The sequence below is a fragment of the Streptomyces inusitatus genome, assembly GCF_014651115.1.
Lineage (GTDB): Bacteria > Actinomycetota > Actinomycetes > Streptomycetales > Streptomycetaceae > Streptomyces > Streptomyces amakusaensis.
The window spans coordinates 131,697-149,777 of sequence record NZ_BMWG01000005.1; the positions used below are offsets into that span (position 1 = coordinate 131,697).

The window sequence follows — 18,081 nt, forward strand, 5'->3', positions numbered from 1 at the left end:
CTCAGCTTCCGAAGCGCTCAGGGGCTGAAGGAGAGGAAGACGAAGGCGGCGAAGAGCACCAGGTGCACCCCGCCCTGGAGCAGGGTCGCCCGGCCCGGCACCACGGTGAGGGCGCTCACCACGGCGGTGAGCGCGAGCAGGACCATATGGGTGGCGTCCTCGCCGAGCACCAGGGGGCCCTGGAGCCAGATCGAGGCGAGCGCGATGGCCGGGATGGTGAGCCCGATGCTGGCGATGGCTGAGCCGTACGCGAGGTTGAGGCTGGTCTGCATCCGGTTCCGGCGGGCCGCCCGTACCGCCGCGAGGGTCTCGGGGAGCAGTACGAGGAGGGCGATCACCACGCCGACGACGGCGGTGGGCAGTCCGGCGGAGTCGACCCCGTTCTCGATGGCGGGCGAGACCAGCTTGGCGTTGCCGACGACGGCGACGAGCGCCACCAGGAGCAGGCCGACGCTCAGCCAGGTCTCACGGTCGCCCGGCGGCGGCGCGTGCGCGTCGGGGTCGCTCTCGGCGGCGCCGTCGGCGCTCACCGGGAGGAAGTAGTCGCGGTGGCGTACGGTCTGGACGCCGACGAAGAGCGCGTACAGACAGAGGGAGGCTCCGGCGGCGAAGGCCAGTTGGTCCCCGGTGAACTCGCCGCCCGAGTGTCCCGTGGTGAAGGCGGGCACGACGAGCGTCATGGTGGCGAGGGTGCAGACGGTCGCGAGCGCGCCGCCGGAGCCTTCGGCGTTGAAGACCGCGACCCGGTTGCGCAACGCGCCGACCAGCAGGGACAGTCCCACGATGCCATTGCAGGTGATCATGACGGCGGCGAAGACGGTGTCCCGGGCGTAGGTGGAGGCCTTCTCGCCGCCCCCCGCCATCAGGGTGACGATGAGCCCCACCTCGATGACGGTCACGGCGACGGCGAGCACCAGCGAGCCGATGGGTTCGCCGACCCGGTGGGCGACGACCTCGGCGTGGTGCACGGCGGCGAGCACGGCCCCGATGAGGCAGAGTCCGACGAGCGCCACGGCGACCCCGGCGAGGTCGCGGCCCCAGGCCAGCGCCAGGGCGAGCACCGCGACCGGGGGCACCCAGGTCGTCCACCGCGATCTGAGCCGTACCGCGCCGGTCGTCATGCCCGCCACGCTGCCAGCAGTCGCTGCGGCGCGCACGGGATGCTGCGCCAACGGGTTGACAGACGCTAGTCGCGGCCCTCCCAGTACGGGGCGCGGAGCCTGCGTTTGTAGAGCTTGCCGTTGGGGTCGCGCGGCAGCTCGGTGGTGAAGTCGATGCTTCTGGGCCGTTTGTACCCCGCGAGCAGTCCCTCGCAGTGGGCGAGGATCGCGGCCGCGAGCGTGTCGCCGGGGAGGTGTCCGGCGGCCGGTTCCACGACGGCCTTGACCTCTTCGCCCCGGTCGGGGTGGGGGACGCCGAAGGCGGCGGCGTCCGCCACGGCCGGATGGCTCAGCAGCGCCGCCTCGATCTCGGCGGGGTAGATGTTGACCCCGCCCGAGATGATCATGTCGATCTTGCGGTCGCGGAGGTAGAGATAGCCGTCCTTGTCCAGGACGCCGAGATCGCCGACGGTGAAGAAGTCGCCGACGCGGTTCCGCGCGGTCTTGGCCTCGTCCCGGTGGTAGCTGAAGCCCCCGGTGCTCATCCGCAGATAGACCGTGCCCTGTTCGCCGGGCGGGAGTCTGGCGCCGTCGTCGTCGAGGACGGCTATCTCGCTGATGGGCCAGGCCCTGCCGACCGTCCCCGGTCTGCTCAGCCACTCGTCGGCGGTGACGGACGTGCCGCCGCCCTCGCTCGCCGCGTAGTACTCCTGGACGCACCGGCCCCACCAGTCGATCATCGCCCGTTTGACCCCGTCGGGGCAGGGGGCCGCGCCGTGGACGGCGTGCCGCATCGAGGAGACGTCGTACCGCGCCCTCACCTCCTCGGGGAGTGCGAGGAGCCGGTGGAAGTGCGTCGGGACCATGTGGGTGTGGGTGCAGCGGTACGCGTCGATCAGCCGGAGCATCTCCTCGGGCGTCCACCGGTCCATCAGCACCAGCGGATGGCCGATGTGCAGGGCCGCCGTCGCGAACTGGAGGACGGCCGTGTGATAGAGCGGCGAGCAGACCAGATGGACATGGCCGTCGAAGGGCTCGATGCCGAAGAAGCGGAGGAAACCGCCGAGGGGAACCTCCTCGGGGAGTCTCCCGGGCAGCGGGCGGCGGACGCCCCTGGGCCGTCCGGTGGTGCCCGAGGTGTAGTTCATCACCGCGCCGAGGGTGCGGTCGGCGGGCGGCGCGCCGGACCGTCCGCCGAGGAGTGCGGCGTACGGGCGGAATCCGGCGATCTCGCCGACGGCGTAGCGGCGGTCGGCGGGCAGGGGGGCCTGGTCGGCGGCGGCGCTCGCGGTGTCCGCGAACCGCTGGTGGGCGATGAGCAGCCGGGCGCCGGAGTCGGCGGTGATCCAGGCGATCTCGGCGGCGAGGAGATGGTGGTTGACGGGGACGAGATAGAAGCCCGCCTGGGTCGCGGCGAGATGGGCGGTGAGGAGTTCGACGCCGTTGGGGAGCACGGCGGCGAAGGCGTCGCCGCGTTCGAGCCCCGCCGCGCGCAGGCCGTGGACCAGTTGGTTCGCCGCCGTGTGCAGCCGTCCGGCGGTCCACTCCTCGCCGTCGGGCGTGATCAGGACGGGGCGGTCGGGGTCCGCCGCCGCCTGTGCCCAGAAGCCGTGCGGCCGGCCGGTCACCGTTCGGCCCTGCCCGCGACGCGGTTGATGCGGTCCACGGCGCGTTCGAAGCCCCGGGTGAGATCGTCGACGACGGCCCGTACGCTCCGCTCGGAGGTCATCCGGCCCACGATCTGGCCGACGGGCGTGCCCAGCAGCGGGACCACCTCGTACCGCTGGATCCGGGAGACGGCCTCGGCGACCAGGAGGCCCTGGAGCGGCATGGGGAGCGCGCCGGGGCTCTCGGGGGCGTCCCAGGCGTCCGTCCACTCGGTGCGGAGCTGCCGGGCGGGTTTGCCGGTGAGGGCGCGGGAGCGCACGGTGTCGCCGGAGCCGGCGGCGAGGAGTTTGGCGGTCAGCGCGCGGGAGTGGAGTTCGGCCTCGGTGGTGGTGAGCCAGAGGGAGCCGAGCCAGACGCCCTGGGCTCCGAGGGCGAGCGCGGCGGCGATCTGTTCGCCGCTGCCGATGCCGCCGGCGGCGAGCACGGGCAGCGGGGCGACGGCCTCGACCACTTCGGGGGTGAGCACCATGGAGGCGATCTCTCCGGTGTGGCCGCCCGCCTCGTACCCCTGGGCCACCACGATGTCGATGCCGGTCTCGGCGTGGCGGCGGGCGTGGCGGGCGCTTCCGGCGAGGGCGGCGACGCGGACGCCGTGCTCGTGGGCGCGGGCGACGACGTCCTCGGGCGGTGGGCCGAGGGCGTTGGCGAGCAGGGCGAGGGGGTGGTCGAAGGCGATGTCGAGCTGGCGGCGGGCGACCTCTTCCAGCCAGCCGGTGATCCGCCAGCCGGAGGGTTCGCCTTCGGCGAGTTCGGGGACGCCGTGCCGGGCGAGGGTGTCGCGGACGTACTTCCGGTGGCCCTCGGGGATCATCGCCTCCGCGTCGGCCTCGGTCATGCCCGCCGCCCGGGTGGCGGGCATGACGACGTCGAGGCCGTACGGTCTGCCGTCGGTGTGGCGGTCCATGCGGTCGAGATCGCGCCGGAGGTCGTCGGGGTCGGTGTAGCGGACGGCCCCGAGGACGCCGAGGCCGCCCGCGCGGGTGAGGGCGGCGGCCACCGCCGGGAACGGCGTGAAGCCGAAGATGGCGTGCTCGATGCCCAGGGCCCTGCTCAGCTCCGTCTCCATGGACGGCAGGATGCCGCAGCCGGGTGGCCGGGGGAAGAGGTTTTCTGATGCTGTGTCAGATAGAGGGGGCGGGGGCACGGGACGGTTGACGGCTCCGCGCTCCGGGAAGAAAGGTTTCCTTGGTGGTCGAGGTCCCGGGTGTTCGAGGTCAGGGTGTTCGGGGTCCCGAGACGCTTTCAGGAGCGGGAGCAGGAGTGGGTGGCGGATGTCTGAGGACGCGACGGGGAGCGGGATCAGCCGGCGGCGGCTGGGGAGCGGAGTGCTCGCGCTCGGCGGGGCGCTGGCCCTGACGCCGATCCCGTTCGCGGCGGCGGACGGCGGCCCGGGCAGCGGCCTGGAGAGCGGTACGGGAAGCGGTACGGCCGTCGGCGGGGGCCGGGGGCGCCGGACGCTCCGGCGCGGCACCCCCGAGCGGGCCGGGCTGCTCCCCGGCCCGCTGGAACGGCTCGTCGCCGACGCCGAGAGCTATCTCGGCCCCTCCCCCACGCACCCCTGGTACGCGGGCGCGGTGCTGCTCGCCGGGCGCGGCGACACGGTCGCCCTGCACCGGCCGATCGGCAAGGCGGTGCGCTACTCCGCGTACGACGAGAGCACCGGCACGGCGGTGGAGTTCCCCGCCGAGCAGCAGATCCCCATGGCCGAGGACACCGTCTTCGACCTCGCCTCCGTTTCCAAACTGTTCACCTCGATCCTCGCGGTGCGGCGGATCGAGCGGGGCGAACTGGAGCTGGAGGCCCCGGCCGCCGCGTATCTGCCGGAGTTCGGCGGCGCGGGCAAGGCGGACATCACCGTGCGTCAACTGCTGACGCACACCTCGGGGCTGCGCTCCTGGATCCCGCTGTACACCGAGCCCACCCACGAGGGCAGGCTGCGGATGCTGTGGAACGAGCGCCCGGCGTCCCCGCCCGGCAGCCGCTATCTCTACTCCGACCTCAATCTGATCGCCTTGCAGCTGATCCTGGAACAGATCACCGCTCACCCTCTGGATGCGCTGCTCCAAAACGAGATCACCGCTCCACTCGGGATGCACCGCACTCGTTTCAACCCGCCCGCCTCCTGGAAGCCCGAGATCGCCGCCACCGAGGACGCCAGACCGCCCTGGTCCGGCCTGGACCGAGGGCTGGTCTGGGGCGAGGTGCACGACGAGAACGCCTTCGCGTTCGGCGGGGTCGCCGGTCACGCCGGTGTCTTCTCCCGCGCCTGGGACCTCGCGATCCTCGCCCGCGCCCTCCTCAACGGCGGCGCCTACGACGGCTACCGCCTGCTGCGCCCCGAATCCGTCGAGCTGATGTTCACCGACTTCAACACCGCCTTCCCCGGGGACGAGCACGGGCTCGGCTTCGAGCTGTACCAGCACTGGTACATGGGCGCGATGGCCACCCCGCGCACCGCCGGGCACACCGGTTTCACCGGCACCAGCCTGGTCCTCGACCCGGGCAGCGACTCCTTCCTGATCGTGCTGGGCAACTCGGTGCACCCGGTGCGCTCCTGGCGCTCCGGCAGCGCGCCCAGGGCCGCCGCCGCCGACCACATGGCCCGCGCCGTCGCGGTCCGCCCCGAGCGGGGGCGCACCGCCTGGTTCTCCGGCACGGCGGCCGCCGCCTCCGCGACCCTCGCCCTGCCCGCGCTCCCCCTCGCCTCCCGGCGGGCGCGGCTGCGCTGCTCGCTGTGGTGGGACACCGAGCCGGGGGCCGACGGACTCTTCCTGGAGGGCTCGCCGGACGGCGGGGCGAGCTGGCGCGCGGTGCCGTTCACCACCGTACGGCCGGGGCACGAGGAGACCTCGCACCCGTCGGGCTCGGTGACCGGCTGGTCCGGGCGGGTCTGGCACCGGCTGACGGCGGACCTCTCCGCGTGGCGCGGCACGGAGGTCCGGCTGCGCTGGCGGTACACCACCGACCGGCTGCGCTCCGGCCGGGGCGTGTACGTGGACGCGATCCGGGTCGAGGACGGCGGGCGGGCGGTCTTCGACGAGTCCCGGCCCGGTGACGCGGCCCGTATCGAGGCTGCGGGCTGGACGCCGTCCCGCGACTGACGGACCGTCCAGGAGCTGCCCGGCCCCCGGACGGCCCGGACGGCCCGGACGGCCCGGACGGCCCGGACGGCCCGGACGGCCCGGACGGCCCGGACGGCCCGGACGGCCCGGACGGCCCGGACGGCTCCGGTCAGCGCCCCAGGACGGCCATCGCCGCGTTGTGTCCCGGCACTCCGCTCACTCCCCCGCCGCGCACCGCGCCCGCTCCGCAGAGCAGCACATTGGCGTGGTCCGTCTCCACGCCCCAGCGGCCGGTGGACTCCTCCGCGTGGGGGAAAGAGAGGTCCCGGTGGAAGATGTGGCCGCCGGGAAGGCCCAGCTCGCGTTCCAGATCGAGCGGGGACTTGGCCTCCACACAGGGCTCGCCGTTCGCGTCGAGCGCGAGACAGCCGGCGATGGGCTCGGCCAGATGGGAGTCGAGTTCGGCGAGGGTCGCCGTGAGCAGCGCGGCGCGGGCGCCTTCGGGGTCGGCGGCGAAGAGCCGTGCGGGGGTGTGGAGTCCGAACAGGGTCAGCGTCTGGCAGCCCTCGGCGGTGAGTTCGGGGCCGAGGATCGACGGGTCGGTCAGCGAGTGGCAGTACAGCTCCGACGGCGGCGCGGCGGGCGGCTCGCCCCCGGCGGCCTGCCGGTGGGCGGCGGCGAGCTGCTCGTACCCCTCGGAGACATGGAAGGTCCCGGCGAACGCCTCGCGCGGCGCGACGGAGCCGTCCCGCAGCCGGGGCAGCCGCCGCAGCACCATGTTCACCTTGAACTGCGCGCCCTCGACGGGCGGCGGCGGTGGCTCGCCGAGCAGCGCGGCCAGTTCGTGCGGCGAGGCGTTCACCAGGACATGGCGGGCGGCGACCGTGCCCTCGGCGTCCGGGGTGCGGTAGGCGACCTCGGCCGCCGATCCGTCGGTCTCGATCCGGGTCGCCTCGTGCCGGGTCGCGATGCGCGCCCCGGCGTCCCGGGCGGCCTTCGCCAGGGCGTCGGTGAGCGCCCCCATGCCGCCGACCGGCACCTGCCACTCGCCGGTGCCGCCGCCGATGACGTGGTAGAGGAAGCAGCGGTTCTGCGCGAGCGAGGGATCGTGGGCGTCGGCGAAGGTGCCGATCAGCGCGTCGGTGAGGACCACTCCCCGGACCAGGTCGTGGCGGAAGCTCTTCTCGATCACCGCGCCGACGGGCTCCTCGAACAGCGCCCGCCAGGCCCTCTCGTCGCCGATCCGCGCCCGCAGCCGCTCCCGGGTCGGCAGCGGCTCGGTGAGGGTGGGGAAGACCGCCCGCGCCACCCGGCCGGTCATCGCGTAGAACTCCCGCCACGCCGCGTACTCCCGCTCGCCCCCGGTGAGCGCGGCGAACGACTCCCGGGTGCGGGCGCCGCCGACGAGCAGTCCGCCGTCCCCGGCGGGTGTGTACGACGAGACGGTGCGCTCCCGTACCCGGAAGTCGAGCCCGAGATCGCGCACGATCTTCCCGGGCAGCAGCGAGACCAGATAGGAGTAGCGGGAGAGCCGGGCGTCCACCCCGGCGAAGGGCCGGCTGGAGACGGCCGCTCCCCCGGTCTCCGGACCGCGCTCCAGGACCAGGACCGAACGCCCGGCGCGGGCGAGATAGGCGGCGGCGACCAGGCCGTTGTGGCCACCGCCCACGATCACGACGTCGTACGAGCGGGGGTCCGGGCCGGGGTACGGGCCGGAGTACGAGCTGTGTACGGGCATGGCCGGACTCTAGGCGGTGGCGGGCGGCGGCGGGAGAGGGGCGGCGCGGCCCGGGCTCCCGGGTACGGCTCGGCGCGGGCTCCCGGGTGCCGAGCGGCTCAGGCTCCCCGGGTGCCGCGCCGTTCGCGCAGGGCGGCCACCCGCCGGTACAGCTCCACCGCCTCGGTGTGCCTGCCGAGCTGCTCCAGGCAGTGCGCCTCGTCGTTGCGGCTGGCCAGTGCGTCGGGGTGGTCCGGTCCGAAGACCCGCTCGCGGGCGGCGGCGACCTGGGTGTAGAGGGTCAGCGCCTCCTCCCAGCGGCCCAGCCAGCCGAGGCCGACCGCCGTCTCACGGCGGCTGACGAGGGTGTCGGGGTGCTCCGCGCCCAGCACCCGCTCCCGTGCCCCGGCGACCGCGCGGGCCTCGGCGAGCGCCTCCTCCCAGCGGCCGAGCCGGCCGAGGTTCACCCCGAGGCCGTGGCGGGCCCGCAGCGTCTCGGGGTCGTCCGGGCCGTGCACCCGGGCGCGGTCGTCCACCAGGGCCCGGTACAGCTCCAGGGCCTCCGCGCTGCGGCCGAGGCGGCCCAGGCTTATGCCCGCCTCGTAGCGGGCGGCGAGGGTGTCCGGGTGGTCCGGGCCGAGCGCCCGGGTACGGGCGGACGCCACCTCCCGGTAGATGTCCAGCGCCTGGGGCCAGCGGCCGAGGCGGCCCAGGGCGTACGCCACCTCGTAGCGGGTGACGAGGGTGTCGGGGTGCTCCGCGCCCAGCACCCGCTGCCGCGCCTCGGCGACCTCGCTCACCAGCCGGAAGGAGTCCTCCAGCCGGCCGAGCCTGCTGAGGTTGAAGGCGAGGTTGTGGCGGCAGCGCAGGGTGTCGGGGTGGTCCGGGCCCATGACGCGCTCACGGGCGGCCAGCACGGCGGTGTAGACGTCGTTGGCCTCGAAGTGGCGGCCGAGCTGCCCCAGGACGTACGCGGTCTCCTGGCGGGCGGCGAGGGTGTCGGGGTGGCCGGGGCCGAGCGCGCGCTCCCTGCCGTCGGCGACCAGGCGGAATTCGCGCAGCGCGTCCTCGGCCCGCCCGGTCCTGCTGAGGCTGAAGCCGACCTCGTACCGGCTGGCGAGGGTGTCGGGGTGGTCGGGCCCCAGGGCGTGCTGCCGTTCGGCGGCGACCGCGCGGTGCACCTCGCCCGCCTCCTCCCAGCGGCCGAGGCGGCCCAGGCTCAGCCCCGCGTTGTGCCGCCCGGCGAGGGCGGCGAGCAGCGCGGGCGCGGGCCGCGCGGTCCGCGCCCGGGGTACGGGGAACGCCTGGCCGCGCGGGTCGGCGAGGGTGGTCCACTCGCCGGTCAGACCCGCCGTGTGATCGGGCAGCACGGTCCGCAGCGCGGTGTCCACCGCCTTGTGACCCGCCGTCATGCCCCGGGTCCACCCCGGCAGCCCCGGCGCCCCCCGCTCGGGGGAGCCGTCGGACGGCGCCGGGAGCGGGGCGCGGCCCCGGCCCTCCCGGGCGATTCTGCGGCGCAGGTCCCTGGCGTCGGCCGGCCGCTCCTCGGGGGTCTTGGCGAGCAGGTCGAGGACGATCCGCTGGAAGTGGTCCGGGATGTCGTCCCGGTGGTCGCTCAGCGGCGCGGGCGTCGTGTCCCGGTGCCCGACCAGGACCGACCAGGCGTCCTCGTGGTCGAAGGGCGGCACCCCGGTGGCGATCTCGTACAGCACACAGCCCAGCGAGTAGAGGTCGCTGCGGTGGTCCACCGGCCCGCCGCCGCCGATCTGCTCGGGCGACATGTAGTGCGGGGTGCCCATGGCGATGCCGACGCCGGTGAGCTGGGAGGACGCGCCGATGCCCTCGCCGAGGCGGGCGATGCCGAAGTCGCAGATCTTCACCGCCCCGTCGGTGAGCCGCATGATGTTGGCGGGCTTCAGATCGCGGTGCACGATGCCGCGCTCATGGGTGTACGCGAGGGCGTCGGCGACCTGCTCGGCGATGTCGACGATCTCGTGGACCGGCAGCGGGCGCTGGTCGTTCGCCTCCAGGAGCTGGCTGAGGTTGTGCCCCTCCAGCAGCTCCATCACCAGATAGAGCACCCCCTCGTACTCGCCGAAGTCGTGCACGACGGTCACGCCCCGGTGCTGGAGCGCCGCCGCGACCCGCGCCTCACGGCGAAAGCGCTCCCGCAGCACGGTGGTGAACGTCTCGTCCCGCTCCGGCGACATCGGCTTGAGGCACTTGACCGCGACGCGCCGCCCCAGCGACTCGTCCACCGCCCGCCACACCTCGCCCATGCCCCCGCGCCCGATGACTTCGAGCAACCGGTACCGGCCCTGGATCAGCCTGGTCTCCGCCATCGCGTGCTGTCAGCCCCCGTCGTTCCGCTCCGCCCTCCCGGCAGCTCCAGTATGGCCGCCCGGCCACCCGGTCCGCACGGGCCACGGCTCCGGCCTCCTTCCGCGCCGCGGGGGCGTGGGCATGCCCAGTCCTCCGGAGTCCGTACGCCCGTCGCCGGGGAGCGGGGCCGGGGAGCGGGGCCGGGGAGCGAGGCCGGGGAGCGAGGCCGGGGAGCGAGGCCGGGGCCGCAGCCCGTCGGGACTGCGGCCCCACGCCTCACACACTCGCCGTACGTCAGGAGCGTGGGGGCTGAACCCGACGACGTCCGGTCACGTTGTGGTGACGCGGCCGCCGGCGTTCAGTGGCCCCGGGGCCACCGCACCCCAGTCGAAGCCGAGTTCGCCCTTCTCCTCAAGGATCCTTTCCCACCAGGAGCGATGCTCCACATACCAGGTGACCGTCTCGGCCAGGCCGGCGTCGAAGTCATGCACCGGACGCCAGCCCAGTTGCGTTTCGATCTTCTTCGGGTCGATCAGATACCGGCGGTCGTGGTTCGGCCGGTCCGGGATGTGCTCGATCCACTCCGCCGGATCCAACCCGAGTGCCGTGACGACCCGGTCGGCGATGTCCAGGTTGGTGACCTCGTGGCGGGCGGACACATCGAAGATCGGCAACAGTTCCGGTTCCGTGGCCGCCCGCACCGGCACCGGCTCCAGCTCGGCGTGCAGCACCCGGTGCACCGCCGCGCAGTGATCGGCCACGTGCAGCCAGTCCCGGCTCTGCAGCCCGTCGCCGTAGACCGGCACCTTCCGGCCGCGCAGAAGATTCGTCACCGCCAGCGGAATGAGCTTCTCCGGCAGCTGGTAAGGGCCGTAGTTGTTGGCGCAGTGCGTCATCCGGATGTTGAGTTCCGGGTAGGTCTGCATATACGCGCGTACGATCTGGTCTCCGGCGGCCTTGGCCGCACTGTACGGCGTCTTCGCATTCAGCGGGGACCGTTCGGTGAACCACTTTTCCCAGGGGGCGAGTTCCCCGTACACCTCGATCGTGGACACGTGCACATGGGAACGGACCGGAACCAGGCGACTGCACTCGGCCATCACCTGCGCGCCAAGCGCGTTGGAGCGCATGAAAGCACTCGGGCCCAGGATCGCGCGGTCGTTGTGCGACTCCGCGGCGAAGTTCACGACAAAGTCAGGCCGGTACCGCCGGTATATCTCTTCCATGGCGTCCAGGTCGGCGATGTCGGCATTCTCGAACACGACGCGATCGGACACGAGGTCCAAATTCGCCTGATTTCCTGCGAATCCAAGGTAGTCCACCGCGATCACTTCGACATCGGGTGACTCCCACTCCAGCAAGTGCTGCACATAGTTCGCGCCTATGAAACCTGCGGCACCGGTCACGAGATAGACGGGCATGGCTCCTCCGTATGTCCGACAGGCATAGGACTAGGCATCGGGTTGTTCGCCGTACCGTTCGGCCAGGTGATCGGAGAGGGCGTCCACGGTCGGATGCTCGTAGATGTCGGAGATCCTCAAGCGTCGATCGATGCGCACCATGCTCCGGATCGCCTTCATGGAATCCCCGCCGTGGTCGAAGAAATTGGCGTCACCGTCCAGGTGGTCGACGCTCAGGACATCCCGCCACGCGTCGGTCACCACACGCTGCCAGTTCCCGGCCCGCTCCCGTTTCCCTCCGGGCACGCTCGGGGCATCCCCTCCCGCCCGCGCGCTCAACGCGCGCCGGTCAACCTTGCCGTTCTTGCTCAGGGGCAGCGACTGAACGATCTCGATCGACGAGGGAACCATGTGCTTCGGAAGCCGTTCGTGCAGCATGTCGAAGAGAGCCGCGTGGTCCAGCGTTCCAGCGCGCTCAGCCGTCACATATCCGACCAGCGTCACATGGCTGTCCGGAGCCTCTCTGGACACCACCACCGCGCGCTTCACTCCGGGATGCGCGGCAAGGGTGGACTCGATTTCCCCCAGTTCCACCCTGATTCCGTTCACCTTGACCTGGAAGTCCTTCCGCCCGAGGATCTCGATGATTCCGTCGGGCCAGAACCTCGCCATGTCACCGGTGCGGTACAGACGCTCCGGGGCAAGGTCGCCCCACGCCCACCGGACGAACCGTTCGCTTGTCTCCCGAGGGCGGTTGAGATAGTCGCGGGCCAGGCCCACCCCCGCGAGATAGAGCTCTCCGACCACACCGACCGGTACCGGCATCATCCGCTCGTCAAGGATGAACGTCCTCTGGTTGGCGAGCGGCCGGCCATAGGGAAGGTGGCCACCGCTCCACTCGTCGGACGTGTCCCACTCGTAAGCGGTGGAATGGACGGAGGCCTCCGTCGCACCGCCCAGCGCCACGAACCTGAGGTCCGGGGCGACCTTCCGGAAGCGGGCCGGCATCGTCGTCGGCACCCAGTCCCCGCCCGTCATGCAGAGCTTCAGGGGAAGCAACCGGGAATCAGCGCTGACCTCGGCGAAGTCGAGGAACAGCTCGATCAGCGGAGGCGCCGAGTTCCAGATCGTGACATGGTGCCGGTCGGCCAGTTCCCACCACGAAGCTGGATGGTATCCAGCCTCCGCATCCGGTATGACGACTGTGCCGCCGGCGATGGTGATGCCGAGGAACTCGTACGCCGACATGTCGAAACTCGGCGAGGACAGCGCGAGCACTGTGTCTTTGGGCCCCACACCGTATCTCGCGTTGAGATCGGCCAGGTTGTTCAGCACGCCACGGTGGCGCAGGGCGATCGGCTTGGGCGTACCGGTGGAACCCGACGTGTGGATCACATAGCAGAGGTTGTCCGGGCTGACCGCGGTGACCGGATTCCCCGCGGGTGCATCGGGGCGGCTCCCCAGGTCGTCGACCGACAAGTAGTGCCGCACCTGTGAGGGAAGGATGCGGTCGAGCCCCCGACCAGTGATCATCACTTCGCAGCCCGTGCCGAGGACCATTCTTTCGAGACGGTCCCGCGGGTACGCCGGATCCAGGGGCACGTACGCGCCGCCGGCCTTCAGAACGGCCAGGATCGCCACCAGCAGGCCGGGGGTCTTTTCAAGGTGGATGCCCACCCTGACGTCCGGTCCGACCCGGAGCTCGATCAGACGGTGAGCCAGTTCGTTGGCTCGCCGGTTCACATCATCGTACGACCACGACTCGGCTCCAAAAACGGCCGCCACCGCATCGGGCGCCTTCATGGCCCGGCTCTCGAACGCCTGATGGAGGCAGATGTCCTCCGTGAGACGGGTTTCCGTGTCGTTCCATGTGCGGAGCATGGTGTCGGTTTCGTGTGCTGTCAGGATGTTCAGCCGTGCGGCCGGGGCATCCGGAGTCCTCACCATCTGATCCAGCAGGACCTTGTAGTGCCCCGCGACCCGATCGGCGTACGCGTCGTCAAATCCGGCGGCGTCGAAACTGAGCGTCACCCTCGACGAGGCAAGGTCCGCGTAGAGGACCAGTTCGTGTGCGACATCGGTGTCCCTGCTGGAGTCGCCGGAGAACGAGACAGCGAAGGGGGCGGGTTCGTGATCCGATCGCGGCGCCCTCCTCATCCCTTCGACGAGATCAATAGCGGTGGACTGATCGGTGACATTCAGGTGAATAGTTTCCTGGCTGTCGAGTACATCGATGGAGATCCGCTCAAGGGCGGTGTACCGATGGATAAGAGCGGCCATCGCCGCCGTCAGAATCGATGATTGTGAAAGCTCTCCGCCAACTGCGCCAAACGCACCGGGGGATCTTTCCACGCGCTTGCCTGTCGGTCCTTGCCCGGGTGCCGACCGGCCCAGCACTGCGGGAAAGGAAGCGGAAGTCAGCCGAGCCTGGCGATCGGTGAATGTCATGCCTTGAGCAACCTTCCGAACGAGGCGGGTGCCTAATCAATTTCGGACTGAAAAGGAAACCGCGCACAGAGGCTGCTCACCCGGCCATGTACCGATTCGCGGAGTGTTCCCGCCAGCTCGTAATCCGTGGAACCCTGGACCTTGATACCGGACAGCACCTCGTGCACGAGCCTTGCGCATTCGCGAACCGCTAAGGGACCCATCCCCCGCTGCGCGAGTATATTGGTGCCGAACCGCAGGCCGCCGCCGACCGTGGGCGGAAGCGGGTCTCCGGGGATCTTGTTTCTGTTGACCAGAATTCCGCATTCTTCGAGTGCTCGTTCGGCCACGACACCGGTGAGCCCCGCGGTCCGGACGTCGACCAGGACCATGTGGTTGTCGGTGCCCCCGGTCAGAACGTCATACCCCAGCGTCATGAGTTCGTCCGACAGCGCCTTCGCGTCATCCACGACGCGTTTCATCGTGGTGTGGAAACCGCCGCTCGACGCGATGGCCAGGGCGCGCGCCTTGGCTGCTATCGAGGACGGGTCCGGCGTTCCCTGAAACCCGGGGAACACCGCGCGCTGCATGAGCTTCCACAGCTCTGTCCGGCCGTCCGGCCCGGCCCGGCGATAGTCCTCGCCAAGCAGGATCAACCCTCCTCGGGGACCTGCTAGTTGCTTGTAGGTACTGGTTGTCGTGATGTGGGCGTAGTCGATCGGACTCGGATGCAGCCCCGCGGCGACCAGGCCGGCTATGTGGGAGATGTCGGCGATGAGGTAGGCGCCGACACGATCCGCGATGGCCCTGAACCGGGCGAAGTCCAGCCATCGGGGGAACGCGCTCGCTCCCGCGATGACAACGTTCGGGCGGTGTTCGAGCGCGCGGCCGAGGATCTTGTCGTAGTCGAGACTTCCGTCGGGTTCGACGCCATAGCGGGCCACGTCGTAGTACTTCCCGCTGACCGATGCGCTCGCTCCGTGCGTCAGATGTCCACCGGAATCAAGATCCAGCGCGAGAACCTTTCCGCCGCGGGGCAGCAGGGCCGCCATGACCGCCAGGTTCGCCGATGAGCAGGAGTGCGGCTGAACGTTCGCGTACCGGGCACCGAAGACGTGCTTGGCACGTTCCACCGCGAGTCTCTCGATTCCGTCGAAGTGCACGGCACCCGGGTGGTAGCGCGCCCCCGGATAGCCCTCGGCGGTGACGTTCGACATGACTGTACCGTTCGCGCAGAGGACGGACGGCGGGGCCACACTGGCGGAGGCCACCATCGACAAGCTTGCGGTTTGGTACTTCGCCTCGGCATCGAGGAGCGCACCGAGGCCCGGATCGTTTCTCGCCAGTACACTCCAGCCCATCTCGGCGATGGACCTGGTCGTAGGGCTTGTCATTTGCTCAGCTTCAAGCACAGGAAACTCCTTGGATTCGATCGCACGGTACAGGTCATGCCAAATAAAGGCTGGAACCTTTTACTGGGATCAGCTCAGCCGCAGAGAAGTTCCGAGCAGAGGAAACCGCGGGCCGTCAGGCAACCACCGCAGCGCGGGCGGAGCCGATCACTCCGCCGGAATTAGCCGAAATTTTTCTTCAGCCAGGAATCATCAACATATTCGGTCGCCGCTTGGAAATCAATCTCCAACTGACGCAGAAATGAGCTGATCACGTACACTTTTTCCGGTGCGAACTGTCGCAAGGCTTCGATCAGGCCCGGAACGTCAAGGGATCGAGTTTCACTTGCGACGAGCGCCTTCGCGGCATCCACGCCTGAGAACAACGTGTGCATACCGGGAACGGCGGTGATCACAGGAGCTTTCGGATGACCGAGTTCATTCTCTTTCAGCAGAGCTTCCAACCGCTGACGACTGGGTTCCCGGAACGGTGAGTGATACGCCTGATGCGCAAGGGACCGGTCCACCACCTGTAGGTCCACAGGCCCCTCGCTGCGCGCTGATTCCAGTGTCGCCCGCAGACCGGATACCATGATCATGCGCCCGGCTCCATTGAGGACGGAACCGAAGTCACAGGATATGGTCATCTGGTCCGGCTGATTGTAGTAGCGCCAGTCGATCGACGCAGGCACAAATGCAAAACCGATTGCCTCGTCCCTCTGGGTGTCTTGCAGATGCCTCTCCCGAAGGAATCTGACCACCATTTCGGTCGAGGCCGCTCCGGATGAATGCAGTGCGGCGAGTTCTCCCAAGGAGACACCGCCGTAAACCGAGACGGCACCATACTGGTGCTCCACTATCCTACCCACGCTGAGCATTGCGGCCATTTGCCGTATCCAGCGCAGCAGCACCGGATGGACGTGCAGCACCTCTCCGTCTATGAGGTGACTCACCGGAACTTCAATCACCTCGGCAAATTCACGGTAAATCGACTGGGCAATTTCCGAGTTTTGCAGCATCGGTTCGTAGCCACGAAAATCCACCGCAGCATCGGCCGGCCCAAATAACATGAACGTCTTCACGAAAACTCCTCTTCGCTCTTACAGGATTCAGCTCTCCGCCGCTTCCAAACTGCTCACCGTCTTCTTGGAGGCGCCGATGGCGAGCGCCAGCAGCCCCAGTGAGCTCAGCCCCAGGAAGGCCGCGACAGCCGGCAGCAGTCCGGCGCCCAAGCTGCCCAGCGTCAGACCGCCGATGGCTCCGCCCAGCGAGACCCCGAGATAGGTGCTCGACGTGTTGAATGCCAAGGCCTGGGCGGCGGCCGGTCCAGCAAGCAGATAGAGCCGCGCCTGAATGGCCGGAGAGTTCCAGAAGGCCATGCCGCCCCAGATCGTGCCCACCACGACGAGGACAGTGAACGGCACCGGACGGACGAACCACAGCAGGCCCAGCACCACCATGATTCCGGTGAAGAGTCCGATTCCGGCGACCAGGGCACGGTCCGGCCCCCATCGGTCGGTGGCCTTCCCGCCCGCCCAGATACAGACGATGCCGGCGAAACCCGACAGGCTGAACGCAAGCGCTCGCTGATCCACGCTGGCCTCGCTCACCGCCGCGAGATAGGGGGCCATATAGGTGAGCATCATCATCGAGCCCGTCATGAGCGCGCAGTTCGCCAGAAGTCCGAGCGACACCGGCAGATTGCCGAGGGCCCGCAACTGCTGGCGAATGTCCGGCACTTCGCTGGGCTTGTCGCCCTCGCGAGGCAGGACCACGAGCAGGAAGACCAGTGCCGCGACCCCGCCCACCGCCATGGCGACGAAGGTCGCCCGCCAGCCGTAGTGCCCCCCGATCCATGTACCGATCGGGACTCCCGCCGCGATCGAACCCGTGACACCAAGCGCCACGACGGCGACGTACCGTCCGATGTGGCTTTCCGGGGCGCGCTCGGCGGCGAAGGCGAACACCGTGGGGGTCGAGGCCGCCGCCGCCAACGCCGCCACGACCCGCAGCGCCATCATGAGACCGAAGCTGCTGGCCGTCGCGGCCACCAGGTTCGCCGCAACGAAGATCACGAACGCGACGGTGAACAGACGGCGCCGGGACACCCGCGCAAGAGCGAATGCGGCAATCGGAGCGGCCACGGCGACAGTGAGAGAGAAGACGGTCACCAGTTGGCCGGCATGCGCCTCGCTGACATTCAGATCTCGCGCGATCTCCGGCAGGACCCCGGCAATCACATAGTCGTCGGTGTACAGGATAAAAGCCGCAAAGAGCAGCGCAAACAGCCACGCGGGCACAACGGATCTCCTTAGGTACTTCGACCGTGCCTGATGGTGCGGATACCGGGTCAGTCGTCGGTCGGTGCGGTGTCGACGCCAGAGCCGCCCATCAGGATCGAGCACAGGTGTGCCCGCAGCGTCGTCCGAAGGCGTTCGACGCTGAGCGACCCGTGGGGCGTCACCGAGTCCAGAATCAGCCCACCCAGGACCGCGATGAGCCGTTCGGCCTCCTCGACCGGTTCGCGCACCTCAAGAACGCGCAGGGCGTCCGTGATGACCTGCCGCATGTCGGTGGCCATCTGCTCGGTCACCGGGCGGAAAATCGGATTCACCCGGGCAGCCATGATGAATTCCATCAGCACAATCGCCTCGACGCGGCGTTCATCATCGACCGGAAGGAGTTCTTCCAGGCGCGCCTGCAGGGCATCGACGGCTGATTCGCCCTCAAGTCCGGCCAGCGCGTCGATCGGATACCGGACGAGCCTCTCCCCCATGCGGTTGCCGATGCTGGTCACGGCCGCCACAAGAAGGCTGCGATGGTCGTCGAAGTAATGGCGCACCGAACCGATATTCAATCCTGATTCAACGGCGACCTTCCGCAGCGACAACCCGGTGAAACCTTCGGACACCAGGAGGCGAAACGCCGCCTCAATGACATCCTTGCGACGCTGTTCAAGGTCAACTCTAGCTGGCATTCCAGCATAATATCACA

General features: G+C 69.9%; 12 protein-coding genes. 1 reads left to right on the forward strand and 11 read right to left on the reverse strand.

Annotated features, from left to right (window positions below):
• Nucleotides 1–17: 17 nt before the first annotated feature.
• The 3 genes from IE247_RS11805 to IE247_RS11815 form a co-directional block, all read right to left on the reverse strand.
• A complete protein-coding gene (locus tag IE247_RS11805; RefSeq protein ID WP_190122972.1) occupies nt 18–1,121 on the reverse strand; it encodes a calcium:cation antiporter in 1,104 nt (367 codons plus the stop codon).
• A gap of 65 nt (nt 1,122–1,186) precedes the next feature.
• Nucleotides 1,187–2,728 (reverse strand): acyl-CoA synthetase, encoded by a 1,542-nt coding sequence (locus IE247_RS11810; protein ID WP_190122973.1) that lies wholly within the window; start codon nt 2,726–2,728, stop codon nt 1,187–1,189.
• Entirely contained in the window at nt 2,725–3,834 is a 1,110-nt protein-coding gene (locus tag IE247_RS11815) for an NAD(P)H-dependent flavin oxidoreductase (protein WP_190122974.1), read from the reverse strand. Before IE247_RS11815 ends, IE247_RS11810 begins: the two co-directional genes overlap by 4 nt.
• Nucleotides 3,835–4,039: 205 nt before the next feature.
• Here IE247_RS11815 and IE247_RS11820 point away from each other — a divergent pair, with 205 nt between their 5' ends.
• A complete protein-coding gene (locus IE247_RS11820) occupies nt 4,040–5,869 on the forward strand; it encodes a serine hydrolase domain-containing protein (RefSeq protein WP_190122975.1) in 1,830 nt (609 codons plus the stop codon).
• A 130-nt stretch (nt 5,870–5,999) separates the two neighbouring features.
• On the opposite strand, the gene IE247_RS11825 is transcribed toward IE247_RS11820, so the two are convergent.
• The 8 genes from IE247_RS11825 to IE247_RS11860 all read right to left on the reverse strand — a co-directional run bounded on the left by IE247_RS11825 (nt 6,000) and on the right by IE247_RS11860 (nt 18,064).
• Nucleotides 6,000–7,568, reverse strand: a complete 1,569-nt coding sequence (locus tag IE247_RS11825) for a phytoene desaturase family protein (RefSeq protein WP_190122976.1) — start codon at nt 7,566–7,568, stop codon at nt 6,000–6,002.
• A gap of 98 nt (nt 7,569–7,666) precedes the next feature.
• Nucleotides 7,667–9,889, reverse strand: a complete 2,223-nt coding sequence (locus tag IE247_RS11830) for a serine/threonine-protein kinase (RefSeq protein ID WP_190122977.1) — start codon at nt 9,887–9,889, stop codon at nt 7,667–7,669.
• Nucleotides 9,890–10,198: 309 nt separating this feature from the next.
• The gene (locus tag IE247_RS11835; RefSeq protein ID WP_190122978.1) at nt 10,199–11,290 is read right to left on the reverse strand and encodes a dTDP-glucose 4,6-dehydratase; all 1,092 of its coding nucleotides are present in this window, start codon (nt 11,288–11,290) and stop codon (nt 10,199–10,201) included.
• Nucleotides 11,291–11,320: 30 nt separating this feature from the next.
• The gene (locus IE247_RS11840) at nt 11,321–13,717 is read right to left on the reverse strand and encodes a non-ribosomal peptide synthetase (RefSeq protein WP_190122979.1); all 2,397 of its coding nucleotides are present in this window, start codon (nt 13,715–13,717) and stop codon (nt 11,321–11,323) included.
• A 32-nt stretch (nt 13,718–13,749) separates the two neighbouring features.
• Nucleotides 13,750–15,090, reverse strand: a complete 1,341-nt coding sequence (gene glyA / locus IE247_RS11845) for a serine hydroxymethyltransferase (protein WP_190123126.1) — start codon at nt 15,088–15,090, stop codon at nt 13,750–13,752.
• A 179-nt stretch (nt 15,091–15,269) separates the two neighbouring features.
• Nucleotides 15,270–16,169 carry a hypothetical protein gene (locus IE247_RS11850; protein ID WP_190122980.1) on the reverse strand — a complete coding sequence of 300 codons (900 nt, stop codon included), beginning with the start codon at nt 16,167–16,169 and terminating at the stop codon, nt 15,270–15,272.
• Between the two features lie 27 nt (nt 16,170–16,196).
• On the reverse strand, nt 16,197–17,387 hold the full coding sequence (locus IE247_RS11855) for an MFS transporter (protein ID WP_190122981.1): 1,191 nt from the start codon (nt 17,385–17,387) through the stop codon (nt 16,197–16,199).
• 50 nt (nt 17,388–17,437) lie between these two features.
• Nucleotides 17,438–18,064 carry a TetR/AcrR family transcriptional regulator gene (locus IE247_RS11860; RefSeq protein ID WP_190122982.1) on the reverse strand — a complete coding sequence of 209 codons (627 nt, stop codon included), beginning with the start codon at nt 18,062–18,064 and terminating at the stop codon, nt 17,438–17,440.
• Between the last annotated feature and the right edge of the window lie 17 nt (nt 18,065–18,081).

Coding starts and splice junctions, on each gene's coding strand:
- IE247_RS11860 (WP_190122982.1), bottom strand. CDS start 18,064: ATGCCAGCTAGAGTTGACCTTGAACAGCGTCGCAAGGATGTCATTGAG.
- IE247_RS11820 (WP_190122975.1), top strand. CDS start 4,040: ATGTCTGAGGACGCGACGGGGAGCGGGATCAGCCGGCGGCGGCTGGGG.
- IE247_RS11840 (WP_190122979.1), bottom strand. CDS start 13,717: ATGACATTCACCGATCGCCAGGCTCGGCTGACTTCCGCTTCCTTTCCC.
- glyA (WP_190123126.1), bottom strand. CDS start 15,090: ATGACAAGCCCTACGACCAGGTCCATCGCCGAGATGGGCTGGAGTGTA.
- IE247_RS11805 (WP_190122972.1), bottom strand. CDS start 1,121: ATGACGACCGGCGCGGTACGGCTCAGATCGCGGTGGACGACCTGGGTG.
- IE247_RS11815 (WP_190122974.1), bottom strand. CDS start 3,834: ATGGAGACGGAGCTGAGCAGGGCCCTGGGCATCGAGCACGCCATCTTC.
- IE247_RS11825 (WP_190122976.1), bottom strand. CDS start 7,568: ATGCCCGTACACAGCTCGTACTCCGGCCCGTACCCCGGCCCGGACCCC.
- IE247_RS11830 (WP_190122977.1), bottom strand. CDS start 9,889: ATGGCGGAGACCAGGCTGATCCAGGGCCGGTACCGGTTGCTCGAAGTC.
- IE247_RS11835 (WP_190122978.1), bottom strand. CDS start 11,290: ATGCCCGTCTATCTCGTGACCGGTGCCGCAGGTTTCATAGGCGCGAAC.